Source organism: Amycolatopsis sp. (assembly GCF_025464955.1).
Taxonomy (GTDB): Bacteria; Actinomycetota; Actinomycetes; order Mycobacteriales; family Pseudonocardiaceae; genus Amycolatopsis.
The window spans coordinates 277,481-297,014 of the sequence record NZ_JAODNM010000124.1 but is presented as its reverse complement, the minus strand read 5'-3'; the positions used below and the strand labels follow the sequence as shown (position 1 = coordinate 297,014).

The following is a 19,534-nucleotide window of genomic DNA, read 5'->3' as shown; positions in this document are numbered from 1 at the left end:
CGGGTGGCGAACCAGGATGTCCAGCCGACGCCGTTCGCGCGCGGGCGCCTGCTCGGGCAGCTCCCAGCCGGTGAGCCGCTGGTAGATCTGCGCGAGTGCGGGCCACGCGTCGCGATAGTCCTCTCTGGCCGGCCGTACCAGCCAACTCGGGCACTTCTCGTACGACAGGACAGCGTCGCCGAGGATCTCGGCGGCCAGCCTGCCGACGAGCGTCTGCGGCCGTTCCCTGGCTGATGCTTTCGTGATGGTGACCTCCCGGTCAGTCCTGGCCGGGCACGATCCGGCTCAGCTCGAGTTTCCGGTAGGTGCCGGGATCGTGGCACCAGACGTCGAGCTGGTCCCCGTGCAGCTCAGGGTTCGCGACCAGCAGTTTACGTTTGCCGCCGTCCGGCTCGTCGTAGACGATCCAAACCGGGAACCCGGCTTCCAGCTGCCACGTCAGCCGCATCCACGCGTTGCTGCGGTCTCCGGGGAGAAGACCCAGCAGCTTGCCCCGCTGTAGCGGGCGGCCGGCGGCCCGCGGCTCCCGCAGCAGTCGCTCGGCATGCTCGAACGGATCCTCGCGACCTTCGGATTCGGGCAGTTCGAGGTATTCGGGCTCCGGAGTCACAGTCACGACCGGGACCGTCGCGGCCCGCACGGCGATGGTGCCGTCGGCGGCACGATGCATCGGTGCGTACCCGGCGTCACGGAGAGCCGCGAGTGTCGTGACGGCGTCCGCCGAGGAGGTCAGCACGGTCGGCGCGACGACACGCAGCGCGAACTTGGCCAACCTGCGGTGGGCGGCGATTTCGGCCAGCAGACCGGGATTTTCCCCGATCACGACCGATCCGACCTCGAGTACTTCGACCTCGCCGTGGCGGCGGGCGACGTCGTTGATCAGGTAGACCAGCGGCTGGGGGAGGTCGCCGTGAGCCACCGCGGCCAGCTCTTTGGTCAACGCCGCGGCCGTGTCGCCGTTGTCGAAGGCCCTGCGCACGCTTGTGGGACTGAACCGCCAGGTCGAGGCCGATCCCTGGGATTCCCGGTCGGCCGCCCGGTCCAGCAGCGCGGTCAACTCCGTGCTCGGCGGGCCGGTCACGATCGCGGTCAGGTCGGTGCCGAACAACGCGGTGGCCCAGGCGCTCGCGACGAGTTCTTCGGTTGCCTTTGCCAGACCCAAACCACTGACGAACGCCTGAGCCAGCCCGGCGGCCGCGTTGCCCGCCACCGCTCCGATCAGTGCTGCCTCTCTGAAGCACAGGCTGACCGCGATCGGTATGGCGTCCGGCGGGACCATGGGGGCGTGCCAGGCGACCAGCTCGGCGAACTTCGCGACGTCGAGCGGTGCGGCACCGGGCCCGAGTTCGGTCAGCAGCCGGATGATGACGTCACGGACGTCCTCGATGCCGCCGTCGAGCCTGATCGGCGTCGTCCACCACACCTCGACCAGATGGCGCAGCCGCGTCGCGGAGGTACCGGCTCGCCAGTGCGCGAACTGTTCGCCGGGCACGAGCCCGGTCGGTGGCTCGGGGGGTGGTTTGCGGGGCCGCCGCCCGGGCGGTGGCGGTGGCGGTGGTTCGGCTTCGAGCAGTTCGCCTTCCACGGCGAGGTCGAGGGCGAGGGTGATTTCGTCGGTGGTCGCGCCGGCGTCCTTCGCCAGTTTCTTGATCACCCGCGTACCGACAGTGCCGTTCTTGAGCCGGGGGAGGGGTTCTGCGCCGGCCTTTTCGACGAGGGTTGTCACCCGGTCGAGCAGACGCAACGCCGCGGCCGAGGTTTCGGCGGCGAGCTGTTCCGAGGCGATGGTCGTCACCGGCACGGCAGGCGGTTCCGGGGTGAACGGCAGTTTGTAGTCCGCGCCGCGCAGCGCCAAGCCCACTTCGAGGGGCATGTGCGCGTCGCCCTCGAAGGTGGCGACCAGCAGGCAGCGCTTGACGGCCCAGAGCTCGGGCGTCGGGGCCTTCTCAGCCGGGCGTCGGTAGTCGTAGAGCATGCCCAGGTCGATGGGGAGTTCCGGACCGTTCTGGACGAAGGCTTCGAGCAGTTCCGTCGAGCCCTCCGGGCCGCTCGCCGCGAGCTCGCGGACCTGATTGCCATCGCGGAAGAACTCGAGGACTTCGTCGACGAGTGCCTGTTTCAGTGAACGCATGGGGAGATCAAGCGCCCGAGCGGTTTCCTGGAGCTGGTGGACTGTCATCCGCGAGAGGATCGGTGCGAGTGGCTGGCCCAGTCCGTAGCGCGCATAGCCGTCGGTCTGCAGGAGAGCGGGGAGCCTGATCGAACCGCCCTCCAGCCAGGCGAACGCGAACGCGGACAACTGGTCCACCGCGGCCGTCACCTCGGAGACCGAGGCGCCGAGCACGGAGGCGACCGCGGAAACCGTGATGCCCTCGTCGTCGCCGAGCGCGGCGCACAGCTGCGCGGCGCAAAGGACCTGCACGGCCGGAGTGGTCAACTGCCCGGCGGCGGCCTCGAGAGACTCGGCCTGGCACAGTCGCGCGACCACGCCGCCCAGCCGCCTGGGGTAGGGATGCTCCAACACGTCGGGTCGGTTTTCGAGTACCTGCGCCAGCTTTTCCTTGCTCAGCCCGGCAAGCCGGTTGAGCAGTCGTTCGTCGAGCGCGCCTGGTTCGGTGTACTGCATGCAGCGTTCCTAGCTACCGGAGGACGGATTTGTTTCGAGGTTAGCCGGACGTCGGCAAATCGCGGCACTCCGGTGCCGTCGGCGGTTTGCCGGGAGGATCGACGTATCCGCAGGTCAGCGTCCATTTGAGGGGTTCAACCCGCGTGTGGATGCCCGGGCGAAAGGGCATCTCGTACCGTTTGTGGTGACCTTGTCGGTGGTGGGCCGTACGGTGCGAGGAGATGTTCGTCCAGCAGACGGGGAGGGTGTGTGAGATCCGAAGCCGGGCTGTCTGCCGTCCCGCGGGTGCCCCCAGAGATGTTCCGTTTCACCACGGGCGACAGAGCTGCCTTGTACACCGCGATTTTGCACGCGTTCGGGGAAGCGAACGAGCGGTTGGAGACCGCGCTCGGCCTCGACGACGTGCGGGCCAGGCTGCGCTCCGTCGGCTGGTTCGGCGAGCTTGACGACGAGGATCTCGCCGCCGCGCTCGGCCAGTTGCGTGAGTGGCTGCTGCTCGACGTCATCCAGAACCACGCCGAGAACTACCGCACGGCGAGCGAGTACGAGCGGCGAAATCTGCAGTACTCGCTGACCAAACGTGGTGAGGCGGCGTTTGCCGGGGTCCAGCACGCGCTGACCGTGCTCGCCTCCACCGGCGCGTTGCAGACGGCTGTGCTCGATGCCATTTCCGATCGGCTCGACGAGCTCGGCAGGCTGTTGAGCGAGTCGTCGTCGACCCATCGCCGCGTCTTCACCACGCTGATGGAACTGGAGTCCCATCTCGACGCGCTCCGGGGCAACACCAAGCAGTTCAACGGCGAACTGCAGCGCCTGCTGCGCGCCGAAGGGGCGGACCTGACGACGTTCCATGAGGTCAAGGGCGCCACGGTGACCTATCTCCAGGAGTTCTTGACCAACCTGGACCAGCGCGCGCACGCGATCTCCGCGGGTATCGAGCGGGTCGATTTCCACGGCGTGAGTCTGTTGCGGCAGCGTGCGCTGCTGGGGGCGGAGCTGCCACCGACAGCGGGTGAAGATCCGGCGCCCGCCTGGCTGGAACATCGTCGCGCCCGGTGGGACGGGCTGCGCGCCTGGTTCCGCCCCGAGGACGGCGGCCCCGCGCGGGCCGAGCAGCTCCACACCGTCGCCCGGCGGGCGATCGTCACCTTGCTGCAGGTGCTGGACCGCATCACCGAGTCGCGGCGGCGGGCGAGCAGCGCGGTGGCAGACTTTCGCGAGCTGGCGAGATGGTTCGCCGCGGCGCCGTCCGAGACCGATCTGCACCGCCTGTGGTCGACGGCGTTCGGGCTGAGCTCGGCGCGTCATGCCCATCTCGGTCATCCCGATCCGGAGCTCATCAGCGCCGCTGCCACCTGGGAGGAAGCCCCCGCGGTCGAGGTCTCGGCGTTGTTGCGCAGTGCGGGACGAACCGAGCGGTTCAGCCGCACGGGCCGGGTCCGGGACGTCACCGAGATCAAGGCCGCGCGCGGAGAACTGGCGAAGCTCGAGCGAGCGGAACTTCAGGCCGCGTGGAGCCTGCTCGCCACCGACGGTCCGGTCCGGCTGTCGGCTTTCGGGGAGTTGGAACACGCCGTTTTCCAGCGCCTACTGGATTTGCTGGGCAGGGCGCTGTCGACAGCGCCGGATTCCACGGGTGTCCGGCAGGGGACCACCAGCGACGGGAAGGTCGAGATCCTGCTCACCGCACCCCAGGACGCTCGCGGCGCCGTGCTGTACACCCCGAGAGGCCGGTTCGCCGGTCCCGATTTCGTGGTCGACGTGCGGGTCGCCGGCGTCCGGCAGCGGCGGGAGGAGACGGGATGAGCAACCTCGCGAACCAACTCGTCATCGCCGAACAGGAAGACGTCGCCCGCGGTATCCGGCTTCTCCTGGCCACCCCGTTGCTCAGTGAGCGGCTCGCGCCGGAGGCGTTCGACCTCATCCGGCGACGCCGCGAACCGATCGCGAAATGGTTCGACTACTACTGCGGCTGGCAGCTCCTCGTCGAGCCGCGGCTCGGTTATGTGCGGCTGACGAAGGTCCGGGCGCAGGCCGACCCGACTCGTCCCGCGCGGCGGTCACGCTCGGGCAAGGCACCGTTCGATCGTCGTCGCTACACGCTGCTGTGCCTGGTCGCGGCCGAGTTGCTGGCCGCGCCGGTCACCACGATCGGCCTACTCGCGGACAGGGTCACCCAGGCCGCGGCGGCCGATCCGGTGATCGACCCGTTCGACACCTCCGCCCGCGGCGAGCGGATGGCGTATGTCGACGTGCTGCGGATGCTGGAGTCCTATGGCGCCATCGAAGTGGTGGACGGCGCCACCGAGGCCTTCGTCGGCAGTGAAACGGCGAAGGTGCTTTACCGGGTGGATTCGACGCTGGTCATGCGGCTGCTCGCGGCGCCCAACGGGCCGTCCCAGTTCACCCTCCCCGCGGACGACATCGCCGGCCGGTTCGACGAACTGCTCGCCGCATTGCGGCGCGAACGGCGCTACGGGGACGCGCCTGACGCGGCACACGCGGCGGACGGCGCCTCCGAGGTCCAGCGGAACCTTTGGCTCCGGCATTCGATCTTCCGGCGGTTGGTGGACGATCCGGTCGTGTACCGCGCGGAACTGTCCGCCGCGGAGCTGGCCTATCTGTCTTCACCCACCGGCCGTCAACTGCTTCGGCGAGCGGCCGAACAAGGAGGCTTCCTTCTTGAAGAACGAGCCGAGGGCGTGTTGTTCGTCGATCCGGACGCGCTGGCCACCGATGGCAAATTCCCCGATGACTCGAGCAACGCCAAGGTCGCCGCGCTGTTGCTGCTGGACGTGATCACGGCGTCGGCCGTCGGGGTGGCGCCGGAGCAGCTCAGTGCGGAAGCCGATCGCCTGCTGCGGGAATTTCCCCGGTGGGCCAAGGGATATCGTGGTGACGAAGGCAAGGAGCAGTTGGTCACCGACGCGGTTGCGGTGCTTTCCGAGTTCGGGTTGGTCGCGTTTTCCGGCGAGGTCGTCGTCGCGTTGCCCGCCGCTTCCCGGTATGTCGTGACCGGCGCTCGGTCGTCGGAGGAGGCGGTATGACGATCACCGAACTTCCCCGCGGCTCGGCAGTCGAGGCGCCCTCGGGTGTCTCGCGCTGGATGCCTACGCGCGCGGGGATTCTCAACGTCTGGCGGTACTACGACGAGGTCTTCGAGTTCCACAAAGGACGGTTGCTGCTGCACGGCCCGAACGGGACGGGCAAGTCCAAGGCGCTGGAACTCCTGCTGCCGTTCCTGTTCGACGCGAACCTGCGGGCCAACAGGCTGTCCACGTTCGGTACCGGTGAACGGACGATGCACTGGAACCTGATGGGCGAAGGTGCGACAGGGACGACGCGGGTCGGGTACGTCTGGCTCGAGTTCACGCTCGGCGAAGGCGGTTGGTTCACCTGCGGCGCGCGGTTGCAGGCGAGTGCCCACACGAAGATCGTGCATGTCGACTATTTCACGTCCACCCTGCGGATCGGCCTGCCTGACGGGCTGGCCGTCATCACCGAAACCGGGCAGCCGCTGACCAAGGCCGCGTTGCACGAGGCGTTGGGGGAGCAGGGCACGCTGCATGATTCGTCGGCCGGCTATCGCGCCACGGTACGAAAGACGCTGTTCGCCGGCCTGTCGGAACAGCGTTATGACGCGTTGATCACCGCGCTGCTGCAGTTGCGCACACCGAAGCTGTCCCAGCGTCTCGATCCGGCGTTGCTGTCGACGTTGCTGTCTCGCGCGCTGCCACCGCTGGGCGAGGCGGAAATCGCCGAGCTGGCCGAGGGCTTCGAGCGGTTGGACAGGCAGCGTGAGCAGCTCAAACTGCTCGACGACGAAGTCGAGGCCGCGCGTCGGCTGGCTGCCCAGCAGCGCGGGTATGCCCAGCGTGTGCTGCGCGCGTCAGCAGGCAGTCTGGTCTCCGCGACCACGGAACTGGACAAGCTGAGCAGGACGGCGCGCGAGTCCGAAGAGGCCTACCAGGCTGCGGTCGTCCAGCACCACGAAGCCGTTGGGCGGGCGGATGGCCTGGAGTCCAGGCGCGATCAGGTGGAAGCGCGGATCGACGGGCTGACCGGCAGCGAGGAGTACAAACAGTGGGACACGCTGCGCGAACAGGCCAGAGAGGCGCGACAAACGGCCGTGACCAGGCGCGCCAGTGCCGAAGCGAAGCAGCGCGTCGCCGAGGCTGATGCCCACCAAGCCCAGGTGGCTGAGGGGATCGCGAGCAGAGAAGCCGATGCGCTCGCCGAAGCCGCGGCGGACACCGGTCGCGGCGCGGAGCGCGCCCGGCTGGACGGGGTCTGGACCGAGATGGCGGCGGGCCCAGCCCAGGCGCGGAAGTTATTGCGTGCCGCGATCCGCAGCCGGCAGGAGCAGATCGAGTACGTGCGGGAGGCTGTCGGCGAGCACGCGTCGGCTGTCGACCGCCGGCGCGGCGCCGAAGAGGGGTTGGAGCAGGCTCGGACGGATTTGGCCGAGGCCATGGGAAAGCGCGATGAGCTGCTCCAAGCCTACGAAGCCGCCATCGAGACGCAGGTACGACGTCTTCGCGAATGGGCGTCGGCGTGTGGTGAGCTCAGCTTTCCCGACCTCGATTCACTGGCCGATCGAGCCGACTCCGAGGCGTCGGTCCTGGCCTTCGTCGATGCAGCAGCTGCTTCGGTGCTGCAAGAGATCACGGTCGAGAGGACGGTCGTGTCAGCGGCACGCGAGGCCGCGGCGGCAGAACGAGCGACGCTCGCCGAGGAACGGCGTCGCGTGGCGCAGGATGTCGACCTCCCACCTGGCGCGCCGGTCACCCGCACCGCCGATCGGTCCACTATGGAGGGTGCGCCGCTCTGGAAGCTCGTCGCGTTCGCCGAAGAAACCCCTGAACATGTCCGAGCAGGCGTAGAAGCCGCGTTGCAGGCCAGCGGGCTGCTCGACGCCTGGGTCCCGGCGCACGGCGGCATCGAGGTCCTCGGCCACGACACCTTCCTGGAAGCCGACTTTCCCGCGGTCGCCGGCGATTCGCTCGCTTCCGTGCTGCAGCCCGAACCCGGTGGCGCGGTTCCGCCCGAGCGGCTCCACCACCTGCTCGCCGGGATCGCCTACGGCGAGTTTGTGCCCGCCGGGCATCCCGTGGCGATCGGTGCGGACGGTTGGTGGCGGCTGGCGAACGCGAGCGGCAGTTGGGCGAAGGACGAGGCGGCCCACATCGGTGCGGTGGCCCGGGACAAGGCCCGCAGACGCCGAGTGGACGAGCTGACGGTGCAGATCGGCGAGCTCGACGCCACCGTCGCCGAGTTCGACGTCGCGCTCGATCAGTTGGCAGACCGGCGGGCCCGCGTCGACACAGAGCGCGCGAGCCGGCCGGGTCATGAGGCGCTGGACGCCGCCTCGAATGAGCTGAATCACGCCGAGGCCGGGGTGAGCTCGGCGAACAGGGCGGTTGCCCGGGTCGTGGAGCAGCTGGCGAGCTGTGAGCAGGCCGTGCGCGAGGCGTTGAAGGACTTGACGTTGAAGGCCTCGGAAAACGGTCTGCCCGCCGAACGCGACGGGCTCGCCAATCTCGCGCTCGCGTTGGACGCCTTTCGCGATGTCGCCGACAACTGGCTTGATGCGCACCAACGGTGGTCCGCGGCCAAGGAAAAAGCTGACCAGCGCGCCGAACAGGCCAGACGTTCGACCGAGGCCGCGGAGGAGGCTGCGGGGGACGCCCTGAATGCTGAGCGGGAGGCCAGTGTCCTCGCGGAAAAACTCGAGGCCGTCCGGAGCACGGTCGGGGTCGACTTCGATGAGGTAATGATCGAAGTCGGCACGTTGCGGGATGAGCTGGCCGACATCAAGGTCCGGTCGAAGGAGCTCAGCCGGGAGCTTCAGCAGCTCGCTACCCGGCTGGGCTCACTCGACAACCAGCGGTCCATCGACGAGGTGACGCAGCGGACCGCGGTCGAGAGCCGGAACTCCGCCGCCGAAAGGTTTCGGCACCTGGCGTCAGGCAGCTTCCCGGCCGACGCCGGCATCGAGCTGCAGACAGCCGAGAGCACACGGCCGACGCTGGAAGCGGCGCGGGCGGTCGCAGCGAAGTGGCCGAGCCTCCTGTACGCGCCGAAGAATCTGGGCGACGCGCTCCACCGGCTGACTGAAGAGGTGCACGCCTGTCGGGAGATCCTCAGCGATCGCGCGGACCTGGAGCTGGAAACCGACGAAGACGTCGGCGTCTTCAGCGCCGCTGTCAACGGATTGCGGGTCGGCGCGGCCGAGCTGCTCGATCTGCTCAGAGCCGAGGCCGAGCGCAGCCGCGGCGACATCACCGGCGCCGAACGCGAGTTGTTCGACCAGACGCTGACCGGCGACACCCGACGTCACCTGGCGGCTCGGATCCGGCAGGCCACCGGCCTGGTCGAGACGATGAACGAGCGGCTGGAGCAGGTACGGACCGCGTCGAAGGTCGCGGTGCGGCTCGTCTGGCAGATCCGCGACGACCTGCCCGCCGGCACGAAAGCCGCGCGGGAACTGCTGCTCAAGGACCCGGTCCGGCTCAGCGACGCCGATCGTGAATCGCTGCACCGGTTCTTCCGCGACCGGATCGAAGAGGCCAAGGCGGACGACACGGCGACCAGCTGGGAGCAGCAGCTCGCGCAGGTCTTCGACTACACGAGCTGGCACCAGTTCGTGGTCAAGATCGACCGGGCGAACGGCACCGGCTGGCAGCTGTTGACCAAGAAGCTGCACGGAGCCCTGTCCGGCGGTGAGAAGGCCATCGCGCTGCACCTGCCCCTGTTCGCGGCGGTGGCCGCGCATTACCAAGCTGTCCCGGAAGCACCGAGGATCATCCTGCTGGATGAGGTCTTCGTCGGGGTCGACACCGCGAACCGCGGCCAGATCTTCGGCTTGCTGGCGTCGCTGGACCTCGACCTCCTGCTGACCTCGGACCACGAATGGTGCGACTACCAGGAACTTCCGGGGATCGCGATCCACAAGCTGATCACCGGCGGCGACGGTGACGACGCGGTCACCACCGTGCGCTTCATCTGGGACGGCGCGGACCTCCTTCCGGACGACGCATGACGCTGTCCCCGGCCCTGCTGCCGCTTTGGCGTGCCGTCCACCACCGGCTTTCGTCGGGCACCGCAGTCACCACGATCCGCATCGGGCCGTTGGCCGTCGACGAGCGCGAAGCCTTGGCCGACCTGCTGGGCTTGGCGAAACTCCCTGGCGAACACGCGACAGTCTCGATGAGCAAACTCGCGGACGCACTCGCCCCGCTCGACGTCCGTACAGTCGTCACGGAGGTAGTGGGCCCCCTCGACGACCGAGCCTCCCGCCGCGCCGCGGAAGCCGCGGAACGAGCGGCCCTGTGGCAGTGGCTGGAAACCCACGACGTCGTCACCAAGCAGCCCGCTCTCGCTGACTGGGCTGCGCAAGTCCGTCGCTCCGGCACCTCCACTCGCGCGCTGCTCGAAGATGTCCTCCATGTCCTGGCGCGCCTCCCGGCAGACGGTGTTCCGCTGCCGACTTTCGCCGACAATCTCCTGGGCAATCCGCACGCCTTGGACGACAACACCAGGGAGTCCGGCCTGGTCCTCCGTGCGCTGGCGATGGTCTACGGCCTTACCCCACCGGCCACGGCCGTCGAGCGTCGTGCGCTCTGGGAACATGCCGGCATCGCGGACGACGCGCTGTCAGCGGTAGTTCTCGCCGCCGGCTTGAGCCCGGCAGGTGACGGAATCGCCGCGGTCATTCTGCGGGAATGCGCCCACACCGCCCAAGCCGCAGCGCTGACACTCGCCCAACTCCGAGCCACCACCCTGGCCGATACCCCATCCGACGTCTGGATCGTCGAGAACCCCAGCGTCCTGGCCGTCGCCCTCCGCCGCTTCGGTGCCGACTGTCCGCCCCTCGTCTGCACCTCGGGCTGGCCCAACAGCGCAGGCATCCTGCTGTTACGTCACCTCGCCGGCGCAGGCTCGGCCCTCCACTACCACGGCGATCTCGACGGCGAAGGCCTCCGCATCGCCGCCCACGTCATCGCCCGCACCGGCGCACACCCCTGGCGCATGTCCACCGCCGACTACCTCGCCGCCCAAACCCCCACGGGCCCACCCGTCGGCCGCGTCACCGACGCCCCCTGGGACTCCGACCTCGCTCCCGCTCTCCTCCACCACGGCACCGCTGTGACGGAAGAACGCGTGACAGACGGGTTACTCGGCGACATAAGGACTGCCGGCGTCAGCGACAACACGCTCGACCAGCTCACTGGGCAGCCCTGACGTTTCGCCCAGCCACTGTGCCCATTTCGGCAGCAGCAACTTGGCCTCGACGGTCAAAGAGTCTTCGGGCAGCCAATCGCTCAACAGGCCGAGGAAATGGTTGATGCGGAGTGGGGAGACCGAGAACCAGGTCTCCGGGAGCAAGCTTTCCATCCACTCCGTAGCCAACTCTTCCACGGCATCCAAGCGCGGTTTGGCGCCGAAGTGCAGGTGGTACCAGTCGGCGAACTGCGTCGCCATGTCCTCGTCCTCGGGCTCTGCGAAAAGCGATTCCGGGTCGACCAGCGACCTGCCCCGCAGGTGCAGTGCTTCGTCGAGATCCGCTATCCGCCGACGAGCACGGAACCAGTTGTCGAATGTGGTCCGCGATTCGTTTCCCATGACGTAACGCGGTAGCCGGCCGCAGTGGGCGAGCGCGGACAAGCCGACGGAGTGGCCTTCCACCTGCTGCAACTCCGCGTTGGCCGCCGTGTCGCCCACCATCTCGCGCCAGGCGTCCGCTGCTTGTTCGACGTCGTCGTAAACCCCGGCCGGCCCGAGTGCGATGAAACCCGACGCGTCGACGTCCCAGAGAAACACCGTGGGATCCAGGCCCTCGGGATAGGCGAAGTTCGCGACCATCCCGAACCGGGTCCCGTACGCATCACGCAGTTCCCAGACGTCACCGACAGCCGCGATCGAGCCGAGCTGACCCACCCATGGTGACTCCGACTTGCCGCGCCGCCATTTTCCCGCGCGTCGCAAGGCGATCCGGACTGTCTCCCTTACCTCTGAAGAGGTAAGGGAACTCAGCCCTTGCAACAACCGCCAGGGCCGTTCCCCACTGTCATCGCCGACCAGGGAGGACGCCTTGATCTGTGCCGTTGCGGTGGCTACGAGGTCCTCGAACCAGTCGTCGAAGAACAGGCCGGTGTTCTTGTTCTGGACTACGAGATCCAGCTCAGCGCCCAGCAAGGCTGCGGTGGTTTCCTCGATTTCCCGAGGTCCCTCAGCCGTCACTAGTGCTTCGGCGCCCTCGAGGACGGAGTTGATCGCTCCCTTGAACCACGCCGGCCGCGCAGGTGCCCCTGGTGGCCTGCCTCCTTGGCGGGCGGGGCTCTTCTTCTTGTTCTTCTTCGGCGTGCGGCCATGAGATACCGGCGACATGCGAAGCAGCCTACCGGCCGCTGTGGTCTGCGATTGGCGACCTCATCACCCGATCGACTTATGACTTTACTTCCTCAGATGAGGTAGCATATTCATAAGTCAGTTGGAGGGGGTCGCATGTCAGAGTTGCCGTCGTCGTTGTCGCCTGTCATCGCGGAGGGCGTCGACCGGGCTGCTGTGGCCGGTTTGCTCGCCGCGCTGGGGGTTCCTCGTGAGTACCTGGTGTCCGCTGTTCGGGCCGGGCTCGAGGAGCGGCGCGCGGCGACGGAGTTCGACCCGACCATCGCGGCCGGTCTCCGGGACTGGATGGGGCGAGTGCGCGAGCTGCGGCGCCGGCTTGTCGGTGCTGGGTGGGAGCTCGTCGACAGGTGGAACTCGCCGTTCGTCCGGAGCCCAAGCGGAGACGTGCTGCTGGGCGTCATGCCGGGCAACTCGGCGACCGGGATTCCGGGCGGCGATCTGCGGAGCGAGTCCGTCAGGGGAGTCACCATGGCCGCGCTCACCAGCTCGAACGAGTCCTTCCAGCTCTCGCTCGACCAGGACCTCGGCATTCGATGGAAAGCCGCTGACGAAGCCAAAGTGTGGCTTCTGGTCACCCATTTTGTGGCCGGCGGCGACCACGGTCGCGATCGGGTCCAGTTGGAACTCTCGCAACCGGAGCCCACTCAGGAGGGCCGGCTCGTGACGGAGTGGGCGTATCGCTGCTGTCTCAACCCGTTCGAGCCCGAGCCGGTGCTGGACATCGCCGATGATCAGGCGGCGCAGGGCCTGAACTTCGAAGTGGTCGCGCGCTGACCCCGGCCGTGCGGGACAGCCCGCGCCGAACAACAATGGCGGCATCATGGTTACCCCGGAGCGCATCACCCTGGCACGTCGGCGGCGAGGACTTACCGTCGCCGAGTTGGCGAGGCAGCTTGATGTCAGTGCGCAGAGCGTGACCAACTACGAGCGCGGCCGGCAGCAGCCGAGCAGGGCGACGCTCGCCAAGCTGGTGTCAGTCCTGGGGTTTCCTGAGGGGTTCTTCACGGCAGGCGCGAGCGTGGAGCTGCCAGACACGGCGGTGTCCTTTCGGGCGCGCAGCAAGCTGAGCCAGGGCAAACGCGCCGCCGCGGTGAGCGCGGGAGTGCTCGCGGTGGAGTTCAACTTCTGGCTCGACCAGACTTTCCGACTCCCCGCCGCCGACGTACCGACGCTCGACCATCCCGACCCGGAAACGGCCGCGGACATGACCCGCGCGCGGTGGGGCCTGGGTGTCGACCCGATCGTGAACGTCGTCCACCTCCTGGAGTCGCAGGGAATCCGCGTCTTTTCGCTGGCCGTCGAGCATTCCGAGGTCGACGCGTTCTCGTTCTGGCAAGGTGAGACGCCGTACGTCTTCCTGAACACCAAGAAGACCCCCGAGCGCAGCCGTTTCGACGCCGCTCATGAACTGGGACATCTGGTCATGCACGGCGGTGCCCGCGAGTCGCACGGCCCGGAGGCCGAGCAGGAGGCCAACAGGTTCGCCGGTGCCTTCCTGATGCCGGAACTGAGCGTCCGCGGCCGCATGCCGATGTCGCCGTTGATCGACCAGATCATCGAGGCCAAACGGATCTGGCGCGTGTCGGCGCTCGCGCTGACGTACCGACTTCACGAACTCCGCATGCTCACCGACTGGCAATACCGCTCGACCTGTGTCGAGCTCAGCAAACGCGGTTACCGGCGCGCCGAGTTCTCGGGCCTGGTCGGCGAGACTTCGCAGCTGCTGGGCAAGGTGTTCGCGGCCCTGCGCGAGCGCGGCCAGACCGCCCGGGATGTCGCCGCCGAGCTCGAGATCAGCCCCGGCGAACTCGCCGGTATGGTCTTCGGCCTGATCGTCGCCGCCGTCGGCAACGACGACCGGCCGCTCACCGTGCGGCAACTCCAGGACCACGAGACGCTTCCAGCCCCGGTGAAGCTGACGCTCGCTTAGCAGAGGCCATTTACCCCGGCTTGCTCCTCATGTTCTTCACGATCGTGGCGCTCTTCGGCGGGACATCAGTGGGTGCCGCGCTGGTGCTGGGAGGTCTGGGCATCGGGGCGCTGATAGGCGGGTGGCACGTGAACGAGCTCAACCCTCGCGGTTGATCGCGCCCTGGTTGGTCAGTGCCGGGAAACGGACCTCGTTGCGGTCGATTTTCGCGTTCGCGGCCGCGAAGAGGTCGAGGCCGAGGATGTCGGCGAGCCGGACGAGGTAGAGGGTGACGTCGGCGATCTCGTCGAGGACGTTCGCCTCCAGCGTCTTGTCTTCGCGCCAGGCCGCGCACTCTTCCGGCGTCAGCCACTGGAAGAGCGAGATCAGCTCACCGACCTCGCCGGACAGGGCCATGGTCAGGTTCTTCGGGGTGTGGAATGGCTCCCATTCGCGAGCGGCGGCGAAATCGCGGAGGCGCTGGATCAGGTCTTCGAGGTTCACGTCGCCAGTATGACGTGGCGCCCGGCACCGAAGTGCCGGGCGCGCACGGGTTACAGCGTGACCAGCGACAGGCCGAAGTGCTGCAGGATCGGGTTCACCGGCTGGAACCACGTCTGGCCGCCGCTCGAGCAGTTGCCCCAGCCGCCGGACGTGACGCCCTGAGCCTGGTCACCGCTGATGAACGAGCCGCCGGAGTCACCGGGTTCGGCGCAGACGTCGGTCTGGGTCATGCCGTAGACCGCGCCCTGGGCGTAGTTCACCGTCTGGTTCTGGCCCAGGATCGTGCCGCAGTGCCAGTGCGTGGTCGACCCCGAGCGGCACACCGACGTCCCGACCGGCGCGACGTTCGAGCCGTGCACCGGCGCGTCGCTGACGGTGCCCCAGCCGAGGACGACACCCACATTCCACCAGCCGTAGCCGGTTCGGATGAACGACCAGTCGTTGCCGGGGAACGTCGAGCCGGCGAAGCTGCCCATCTGAGAACCGTCCCAGCCGACGACCGAGCTGCCCGCGGTGCCGCAGTGCCCGGCACTGACGAAGCCGCCTTGCACCGAGAAACCGATGGAACAGCGCGTGTTTCCGTTGATGTAGTACGGATCTCCGCCGACGGTGCCGGCCGCGAAGGTCTGCGGCGCGGCTGCCGTTTCGACGGTGACCGGGCCGGCCTGCTTGGCTCGGTCGACGAACGCGCTGACGTCTTTCGCGCCCGGACGCACCGTGATGACGACGCTGCCCGACCGCGGATCGGTGTGCCAGCCGGTGATCCCGGCGGGGGCGGCTTTGGCGTGGGAGTACGAATCGATCTTGGCCTTGACGTCGTCGAGCTTGGCCTTGCTGACCGTCGACGTCGCGGTGTCCGCGCCGGTCGCGTGGACAGCGGCGGCGTTGGCCCCCTCGGTGAGGCCGACGACGAGTTTGCCGCGGCCGGCGTCGAACCACGCGCCACCGAAGGCCGCACCTGCGGCGGCCTCGGCTAGCGGCGCGACACGGGTCGCGGTGGATTCTTCGGCGAGCCGGACTCGGGCCTGCTGGGTGTTCAGGCCGAGATCCTGCTGCATCGCGGACAGCAAACCGGGCGAAAGATCTTGTGCGGAAGCAGTTCCAGCTGCGGAGAGTGTGCCTAGGACGAGTACCGCGGCGGTACCCAATCTGAACAAGGTTCTGCGGGCCATCACTTTTCTCCAAAAATCCGGCGGTGGGGAAGGGAGGTAAGCGCGCTTGGCACCGAGTGTGTGCGCTACGCCACAGTGCGTCCAGGTCTAGACCAAATTCTGACCGAAAGCGGCCAGAAACTACGCAGGGCTAGCGGCCGTATGGCGGATGTTCATTGACGTGCAAATTGCAGCCTGCATAGCGTTGGCGGAAGTCGGGTGCGGGGACCCAGCCGGCCAGCGGAAGGACCTCGGACCGCCGTGAAAAGCTTGAAGCGCGCCACGCTCGTGGTGTTGATTCCCTGCGTCGCGCTGGTACTCGTCGCACTCGTGATTGCCGGGTTCCTTGTCCAGCAAGCCATCCAGGCCCGCAACGCGGCCGGGGATCTGGCGAGGACGACGTCCCGCGTGACGAGCTACGTCGCGGCGGAACAGGTCGAACGCCGCCAAGCGCTGGTTCCGCGGGACGGCCGCGCCGCCGCATACGACCACTACAACCAGCTGATCGACGCCGCCATCGCGTCGCTGCAGGACACCGCGCAGCAAGCGCCGGACGCCGCCCTCGGGTTCGAGCAGCTCACCGCCGCACGGCTACTGTCCGCCGCCGACGGCATGTACCGCACCGACTCGCTCGCCGCCGCCGGGCTCGGTTCGGACGGCTTCCGCGCCTACGCCGGGCAGGTCGGCGCGTATCACGCGGACCTCGACGCCGTCGCCCCGAACCTCACCGCGCACGGCCGCGACCTGTACACCGCGCTGATCCAGAGTGAGGACTGGAGCCGGGTGACCGCCGCGGAGAACGCGTTGCTCGCCGGGGTCCCGCTGCCCGTGTCGCAGGGTGACTGGCGCGCTTCCGCCGCCAAGGTGGCGCGGCAACTGTCCGACCTCTATGCCGGGCAAAGTGCTTACGTTGTGCAGTTGACGACGGACAGTGGCCGCCGCACGCTCACCGGCGCCCTGTCCGGCGGCGCGGCGATTCTGCTGCTGGCCGCGCTCGTCTTCGTCGTCGCGTTGCGTCTGGCGCCGCGCCCAGAGCGTGTCGTGCCCGAGGAAGTCCCTGACGTCGAGGTTTTCGTGCCCCAGCCGCGGTCCGCGCGACTTCGGATCATGCCCTCGCCGAGCGCCGCTCCACTGGAGATGCCGGATATGCGGGTTATGCAAGCTGTACTCGAAGGGATTCGAAAACTGTGAAACGCTCACTCCGCGTAATAAATTAGACCGAAAAGAGCACGCAGTTGGCCCACACGGTGGCTCGACCGGTTAGGGCACTATGTACGGGGTGAGCTCGACGACAGATCTGCGCCCGTACCTGCGCACCTTGGACGCGGAAACGCTGGTCGAGCTGCTTCACGGCCAATTGGCGCGCGACCCCGAGCTACGGCAGTCGCTCGAGACCCGTGCGACAGTGACACCGGCGACAGCCGTTGTCGAGGCTCACCTCCTGCTGGACACCGCTGCGACGGCCGACGACTACGACTACGCCGCCAAGGTCGGTTCCGTGCTGGACACCCTTGAGCGCCTGCTCGACGCGGGAAGCCGCGCGGACTTGGCCCCGCTGGCCCGGCGCACGCTGGACGACGTCAGCCGCATGCTCGAGCAGATCGACGACTCGTCCGGTCTGGTCTACGACGTGCTGGAGCGTTGCGTCCAGCTCTACGCCCGCGCTTGCGCCGCCCACCCGCCCGACGTCGAGCGGCTCGCAGACTGGATCCTGCAGATCGAGTTCGACGGCCCCGGCTGGCCGGACATCGACCTCGCCGACTTCGCCCAGGCGTTGGGCGACAAGGGACTCAGCCGGATAAAGTCCACTGTGGACACCGTGCTGGCCGAGGGCGGTGAAGGCCCGAGGCAGGACACGGCGCAGCGTCTTCTCGAGGACCTCGCCGAAGTCTCCGGCGACGTCGACGCGCTGGTCGCGATCCTGTCCGCGAAACCCCCCAGGCTCGACGTCAGCCTGAAGATCGTCCGCGTGCTGCGAGGCGCTGGCCGGCACAGCGAAGCCATCGCCCACGCCGCGAGGGCACTCGCGCACGACAAGGGTCCGACGCGCGATCCGGTCGTCGACGCGCTGGCCGAGACCTATCAGGAAGCCGGCCAGGGCGACGAGGCGTTGACGCTGCGCCGCACCGAGTTCGACCGGAAACCGACACTCGACTCGTACCTCGCGTTGCGGGAAGCGGCGACCGAACTCAAGCAGTGGCCCACCCATCGCCGCGCCGCGCAGTCGCTGCTGCGCGAGCGCGCGGCCGAGGACTCCGACGCCGCCGACGAGCTCGTGCGGGTGCTGATCACCGAGGAGCGCACGGACGAAGCGTGGCGGGTTTCGACGCGCTTTGGCGGCTCGCTCGAACTGCGGCTCGAACTCGCCGAAACACGCGAAGCCGAGCATCCCGTCGAAGTGATCCCGATCTACAAGATCCACGTCGACCAGCTGATCGCGCACAAGGACCCGTCGTACTACCGCGAAGCCGCGAAGCAGCTGCGAAAGCTCCGGACGCTGCACAAGCGCGCCGACACCGCCGAGGAGTTCAGTTCCTACCTCGCTGACCTGGTCGAAACACACAAACGCAAAACCAGGCTCATCGCCGAAGTCCGCGCCGCCCGCATCGCCCTGCCGAAACCCGCGCGCGTCTAGGACTCACGAGCCCTGACAGCGCGTCGGTGCCCGGATTTCGTGGCGCAGTAAGGCAAACTGGCCCGCATGTCCGGGTATGCCGTCGTCGACCTGGAGACCACCGGGCTGACCCCGAACAGGCAGCACAAGATCGTCGAGCTGGCCGTGGTGCACGTGTCACCCGAAGGTGAGCTCACCGGCCGCTGGGAAACGCTGGTCAATCCGCTGCGTGACCTCGGGCCGCAGCGCATCCACCGCGTCACCGCCGCGCAGACCGCGCACGCGCCGACGTTCGACCTCGTCGCGGGGGAGCTGGCGGAGCTGCTCGCCGGCCGGGTCGTCGTCGCGCACAACCTGCGTTTCGACGGCGGGTTCCTCGAGGTCGAGTACGCGCGCCACGGTTACCGCGTGCCGCTCGGCCCGCACCTCGGCATGTGCACGATGCAGCTCGCTTCGCGTTATCTCCCACGGTCCGGGCGCAGCCTCGCAGCCTGCTGCGCGGCGCTCGACATCGTCATCTCGGACGCCCACCGCGCCAGCGCCGACGCCTACGCGACGGCTCAGCTGCTCGCCGCCTACCTCCGCATGGACCCGGGCGGCCCGCGGTGGGCCGAAGAGCTGGAGGTCGCCGCCGCGCACCCGTGGCCGGTGTTCACCCACCCGCGCGGCGAGTGGATCGCGCGAGAACTGGCGACGACCCAGGAGCACTTCTTAGCTCGTTTGGTGGATTCTCCGCCCTCGGCGAAAGTGCCGCAGGGGAACGCGCACTTCGAATACCTCGAACTGCTCGACCAGGCTCTGCTCGACAGGCACATCTCGGTCGCCGAAGCGGACGCGCTGGTCGCGCTCGCGACCGAGTCGGGCATCGGGCGCAAGGCCGTTCTCGAACTGCATCGCGCGTATCTCCGGCAGCTGGCCGGAGCCGCGCTGAACAGCGTGCTCGACAAGCCTGAGCTGGAGGATCTTCGCCACGTCGCCGAGCTGCTCGGCCTCGGCCGCGACGAGGTCGGCAAGGCGTTGCGCACGGCGTCGGCGGGGCAGGCGGCGCCGGTGGTACGGCGGTTCTCGCTCGCCGCGGGGGACAAGGTCGTGTTCACCGGCGAGATGCGGCGCGAACGACCGGAGTGGGAGCGGGCGGCCCTCGACGCCGGGCTGCTCGTTCATCCGGCGATCACGAAAAAGGTCAAGTTGCTGGTCGCCGCCGATCCGGACACGCTGTCCGGGAAGGGCCGCAAGGCCCGCGACTACGGCATCCCGGTGATCACCGAAGCCGCCTTCGCGGGCATGCTCGACCGCGGTATCCGCTGACCAGAGGAGTG

The 19,534-nt window shown here is 68.3% G+C and carries 14 protein-coding genes; 10 read left to right on the top strand and 4 right to left on the bottom strand.

From position 1 onward, the window contains the following. Positions 1-3 precede the first annotated feature (3 nt). Positions 4-234, top strand: coding sequence for a hypothetical protein (locus JWQ81_RS31775; RefSeq protein WP_297547458.1), 231 nt, complete (start codon positions 4-6; stop codon positions 232-234). 25 nt (positions 235-259) lie between these two features. Here JWQ81_RS31775 and JWQ81_RS31770 read toward each other — a convergent pair whose 3' ends face one another. Further along, positions 260-2,626 (bottom strand): helicase-associated domain-containing protein, encoded by a 2,367-nt coding sequence (locus JWQ81_RS31770; protein WP_297547457.1) that lies wholly within the window; start codon positions 2,624-2,626, stop codon positions 260-262. 297 nt (positions 2,627-2,923) lie between these two features. Here JWQ81_RS31770 and JWQ81_RS31765 point away from each other — a divergent pair, with 297 nt between their 5' ends. From JWQ81_RS31765 to JWQ81_RS31750, 4 genes are read left to right on the top strand one after another with little or no spacing between them, the layout of a single operon-like run. After that, complete coding sequence (locus tag JWQ81_RS31765; protein WP_297547644.1) at positions 2,924-4,432, top strand: TIGR02677 family protein; 1,509 nt, start codon at positions 2,924-2,926, stop codon at positions 4,430-4,432. Continuing rightward, on the top strand, positions 4,429-5,673 hold the full coding sequence (locus tag JWQ81_RS31760) for a TIGR02678 family protein (protein WP_297547456.1): 1,245 nt from the start codon (positions 4,429-4,431) through the stop codon (positions 5,671-5,673). Before JWQ81_RS31765 ends, JWQ81_RS31760 begins: the two co-directional genes overlap by 4 nt. Then, a complete protein-coding gene (locus JWQ81_RS31755; protein WP_297547455.1) occupies positions 5,670-9,668 on the top strand; it encodes a TIGR02680 family protein in 3,999 nt (1,332 codons plus the stop codon). The genes JWQ81_RS31760 and JWQ81_RS31755 overlap by 4 nt, the downstream gene beginning before the upstream one ends. After that, complete coding sequence (locus JWQ81_RS31750) at positions 9,665-10,870, top strand: TIGR02679 family protein (protein ID WP_297547454.1); 1,206 nt, start codon at positions 9,665-9,667, stop codon at positions 10,868-10,870. The genes JWQ81_RS31755 and JWQ81_RS31750 overlap by 4 nt, the downstream gene beginning before the upstream one ends. Here JWQ81_RS31750 and JWQ81_RS31745 read toward each other — a convergent pair. Next, positions 10,802-12,016, bottom strand: coding sequence for a hypothetical protein (locus JWQ81_RS31745; RefSeq protein WP_297547453.1), 1,215 nt, complete (start codon positions 12,014-12,016; stop codon positions 10,802-10,804). The genes JWQ81_RS31750 and JWQ81_RS31745 overlap by 69 nt on opposite strands. A 117-nt stretch (positions 12,017-12,133) precedes the next feature. On the opposite strand from JWQ81_RS31745, the gene JWQ81_RS31740 reads away from it, so the two are divergent. Together JWQ81_RS31740 and JWQ81_RS31735 are read left to right on the top strand one after the other, a co-directional pair. Then, on the top strand, positions 12,134-12,811 hold the full coding sequence (locus JWQ81_RS31740; RefSeq protein ID WP_297547452.1) for a hypothetical protein: 678 nt from the start codon (positions 12,134-12,136) through the stop codon (positions 12,809-12,811). Positions 12,812-12,857: 46 nt separating this feature from the next. Continuing rightward, positions 12,858-13,967, top strand: a complete 1,110-nt coding sequence (locus JWQ81_RS31735) for an XRE family transcriptional regulator (RefSeq protein ID WP_297547451.1) — start codon at positions 12,858-12,860, stop codon at positions 13,965-13,967. Between the two features lie 138 nt (positions 13,968-14,105). Here JWQ81_RS31735 and JWQ81_RS31730 read toward each other — a convergent pair whose 3' ends face one another. Further along, on the bottom strand, positions 14,106-14,450 hold the full coding sequence (locus JWQ81_RS31730) for a nucleotide pyrophosphohydrolase (RefSeq protein WP_297547450.1): 345 nt from the start codon (positions 14,448-14,450) through the stop codon (positions 14,106-14,108). Between the two features lie 50 nt (positions 14,451-14,500). Next, on the bottom strand, positions 14,501-15,622 hold the full coding sequence (locus tag JWQ81_RS31725; protein WP_297547449.1) for a S1 family peptidase: 1,122 nt from the start codon (positions 15,620-15,622) through the stop codon (positions 14,501-14,503). Between the two features lie 240 nt (positions 15,623-15,862). Between JWQ81_RS31725 and JWQ81_RS31720 the strand changes: the two genes are divergently transcribed. The 3 genes from JWQ81_RS31720 to JWQ81_RS31710 all read left to right on the top strand — a co-directional run bounded on the left by JWQ81_RS31720 (position 15,863) and on the right by JWQ81_RS31710 (position 19,523). Further along, positions 15,863-16,792: a nitrate- and nitrite sensing domain-containing protein gene (locus JWQ81_RS31720; protein ID WP_297547448.1), complete on the top strand. Its 930-nt coding sequence runs from the start codon at positions 15,863-15,865 to the stop codon at positions 16,790-16,792. An 88-nt stretch (positions 16,793-16,880) separates the two neighbouring features. Next, complete coding sequence (locus JWQ81_RS31715) at positions 16,881-18,236, top strand: DUF6880 family protein (RefSeq protein ID WP_297547447.1); 1,356 nt, start codon at positions 16,881-16,883, stop codon at positions 18,234-18,236. Between the two features lie 66 nt (positions 18,237-18,302). Next, positions 18,303-19,523: an exonuclease domain-containing protein gene (locus JWQ81_RS31710; RefSeq protein ID WP_297547446.1), complete on the top strand. Its 1,221-nt coding sequence runs from the start codon at positions 18,303-18,305 to the stop codon at positions 19,521-19,523. Positions 19,524-19,534 lie beyond the last annotated feature (11 nt).

What these genes read in the sequence shown, in the direction of transcription:
- JWQ81_RS31770 (WP_297547457.1), bottom strand. Translation starts at nt 2,626, where the DNA reads ATGCAGTACACCGAACCAGGCGCGCTCGACGAACGACTGCTCAACCGG.
- JWQ81_RS31765 (WP_297547644.1), top strand. Translation starts at nt 2,924, where the DNA reads ATGTTCCGTTTCACCACGGGCGACAGAGCTGCCTTGTACACCGCGATT.
- JWQ81_RS31760 (WP_297547456.1), top strand. Translation starts at nt 4,429, where the DNA reads ATGAGCAACCTCGCGAACCAACTCGTCATCGCCGAACAGGAAGACGTC.
- JWQ81_RS31755 (WP_297547455.1), top strand. Translation starts at nt 5,670, where the DNA reads ATGACGATCACCGAACTTCCCCGCGGCTCGGCAGTCGAGGCGCCCTCG.
- JWQ81_RS31750 (WP_297547454.1), top strand. Translation starts at nt 9,665, where the DNA reads ATGACGCTGTCCCCGGCCCTGCTGCCGCTTTGGCGTGCCGTCCACCAC.
- JWQ81_RS31745 (WP_297547453.1), bottom strand. Translation starts at nt 12,016, where the DNA reads ATGTCGCCGGTATCTCATGGCCGCACGCCGAAGAAGAACAAGAAGAAG.
- JWQ81_RS31740 (WP_297547452.1), top strand. Translation starts at nt 12,134, where the DNA reads ATGTCAGAGTTGCCGTCGTCGTTGTCGCCTGTCATCGCGGAGGGCGTC.
- JWQ81_RS31735 (WP_297547451.1), top strand. Translation starts at nt 12,858, where the DNA reads ATGGTTACCCCGGAGCGCATCACCCTGGCACGTCGGCGGCGAGGACTT.
- JWQ81_RS31725 (WP_297547449.1), bottom strand. Translation starts at nt 15,622, where the DNA reads ATGGCCCGCAGAACCTTGTTCAGATTGGGTACCGCCGCGGTACTCGTC.
- JWQ81_RS31710 (WP_297547446.1), top strand. Translation starts at nt 18,303, where the DNA reads ATGTCCGGGTATGCCGTCGTCGACCTGGAGACCACCGGGCTGACCCCG.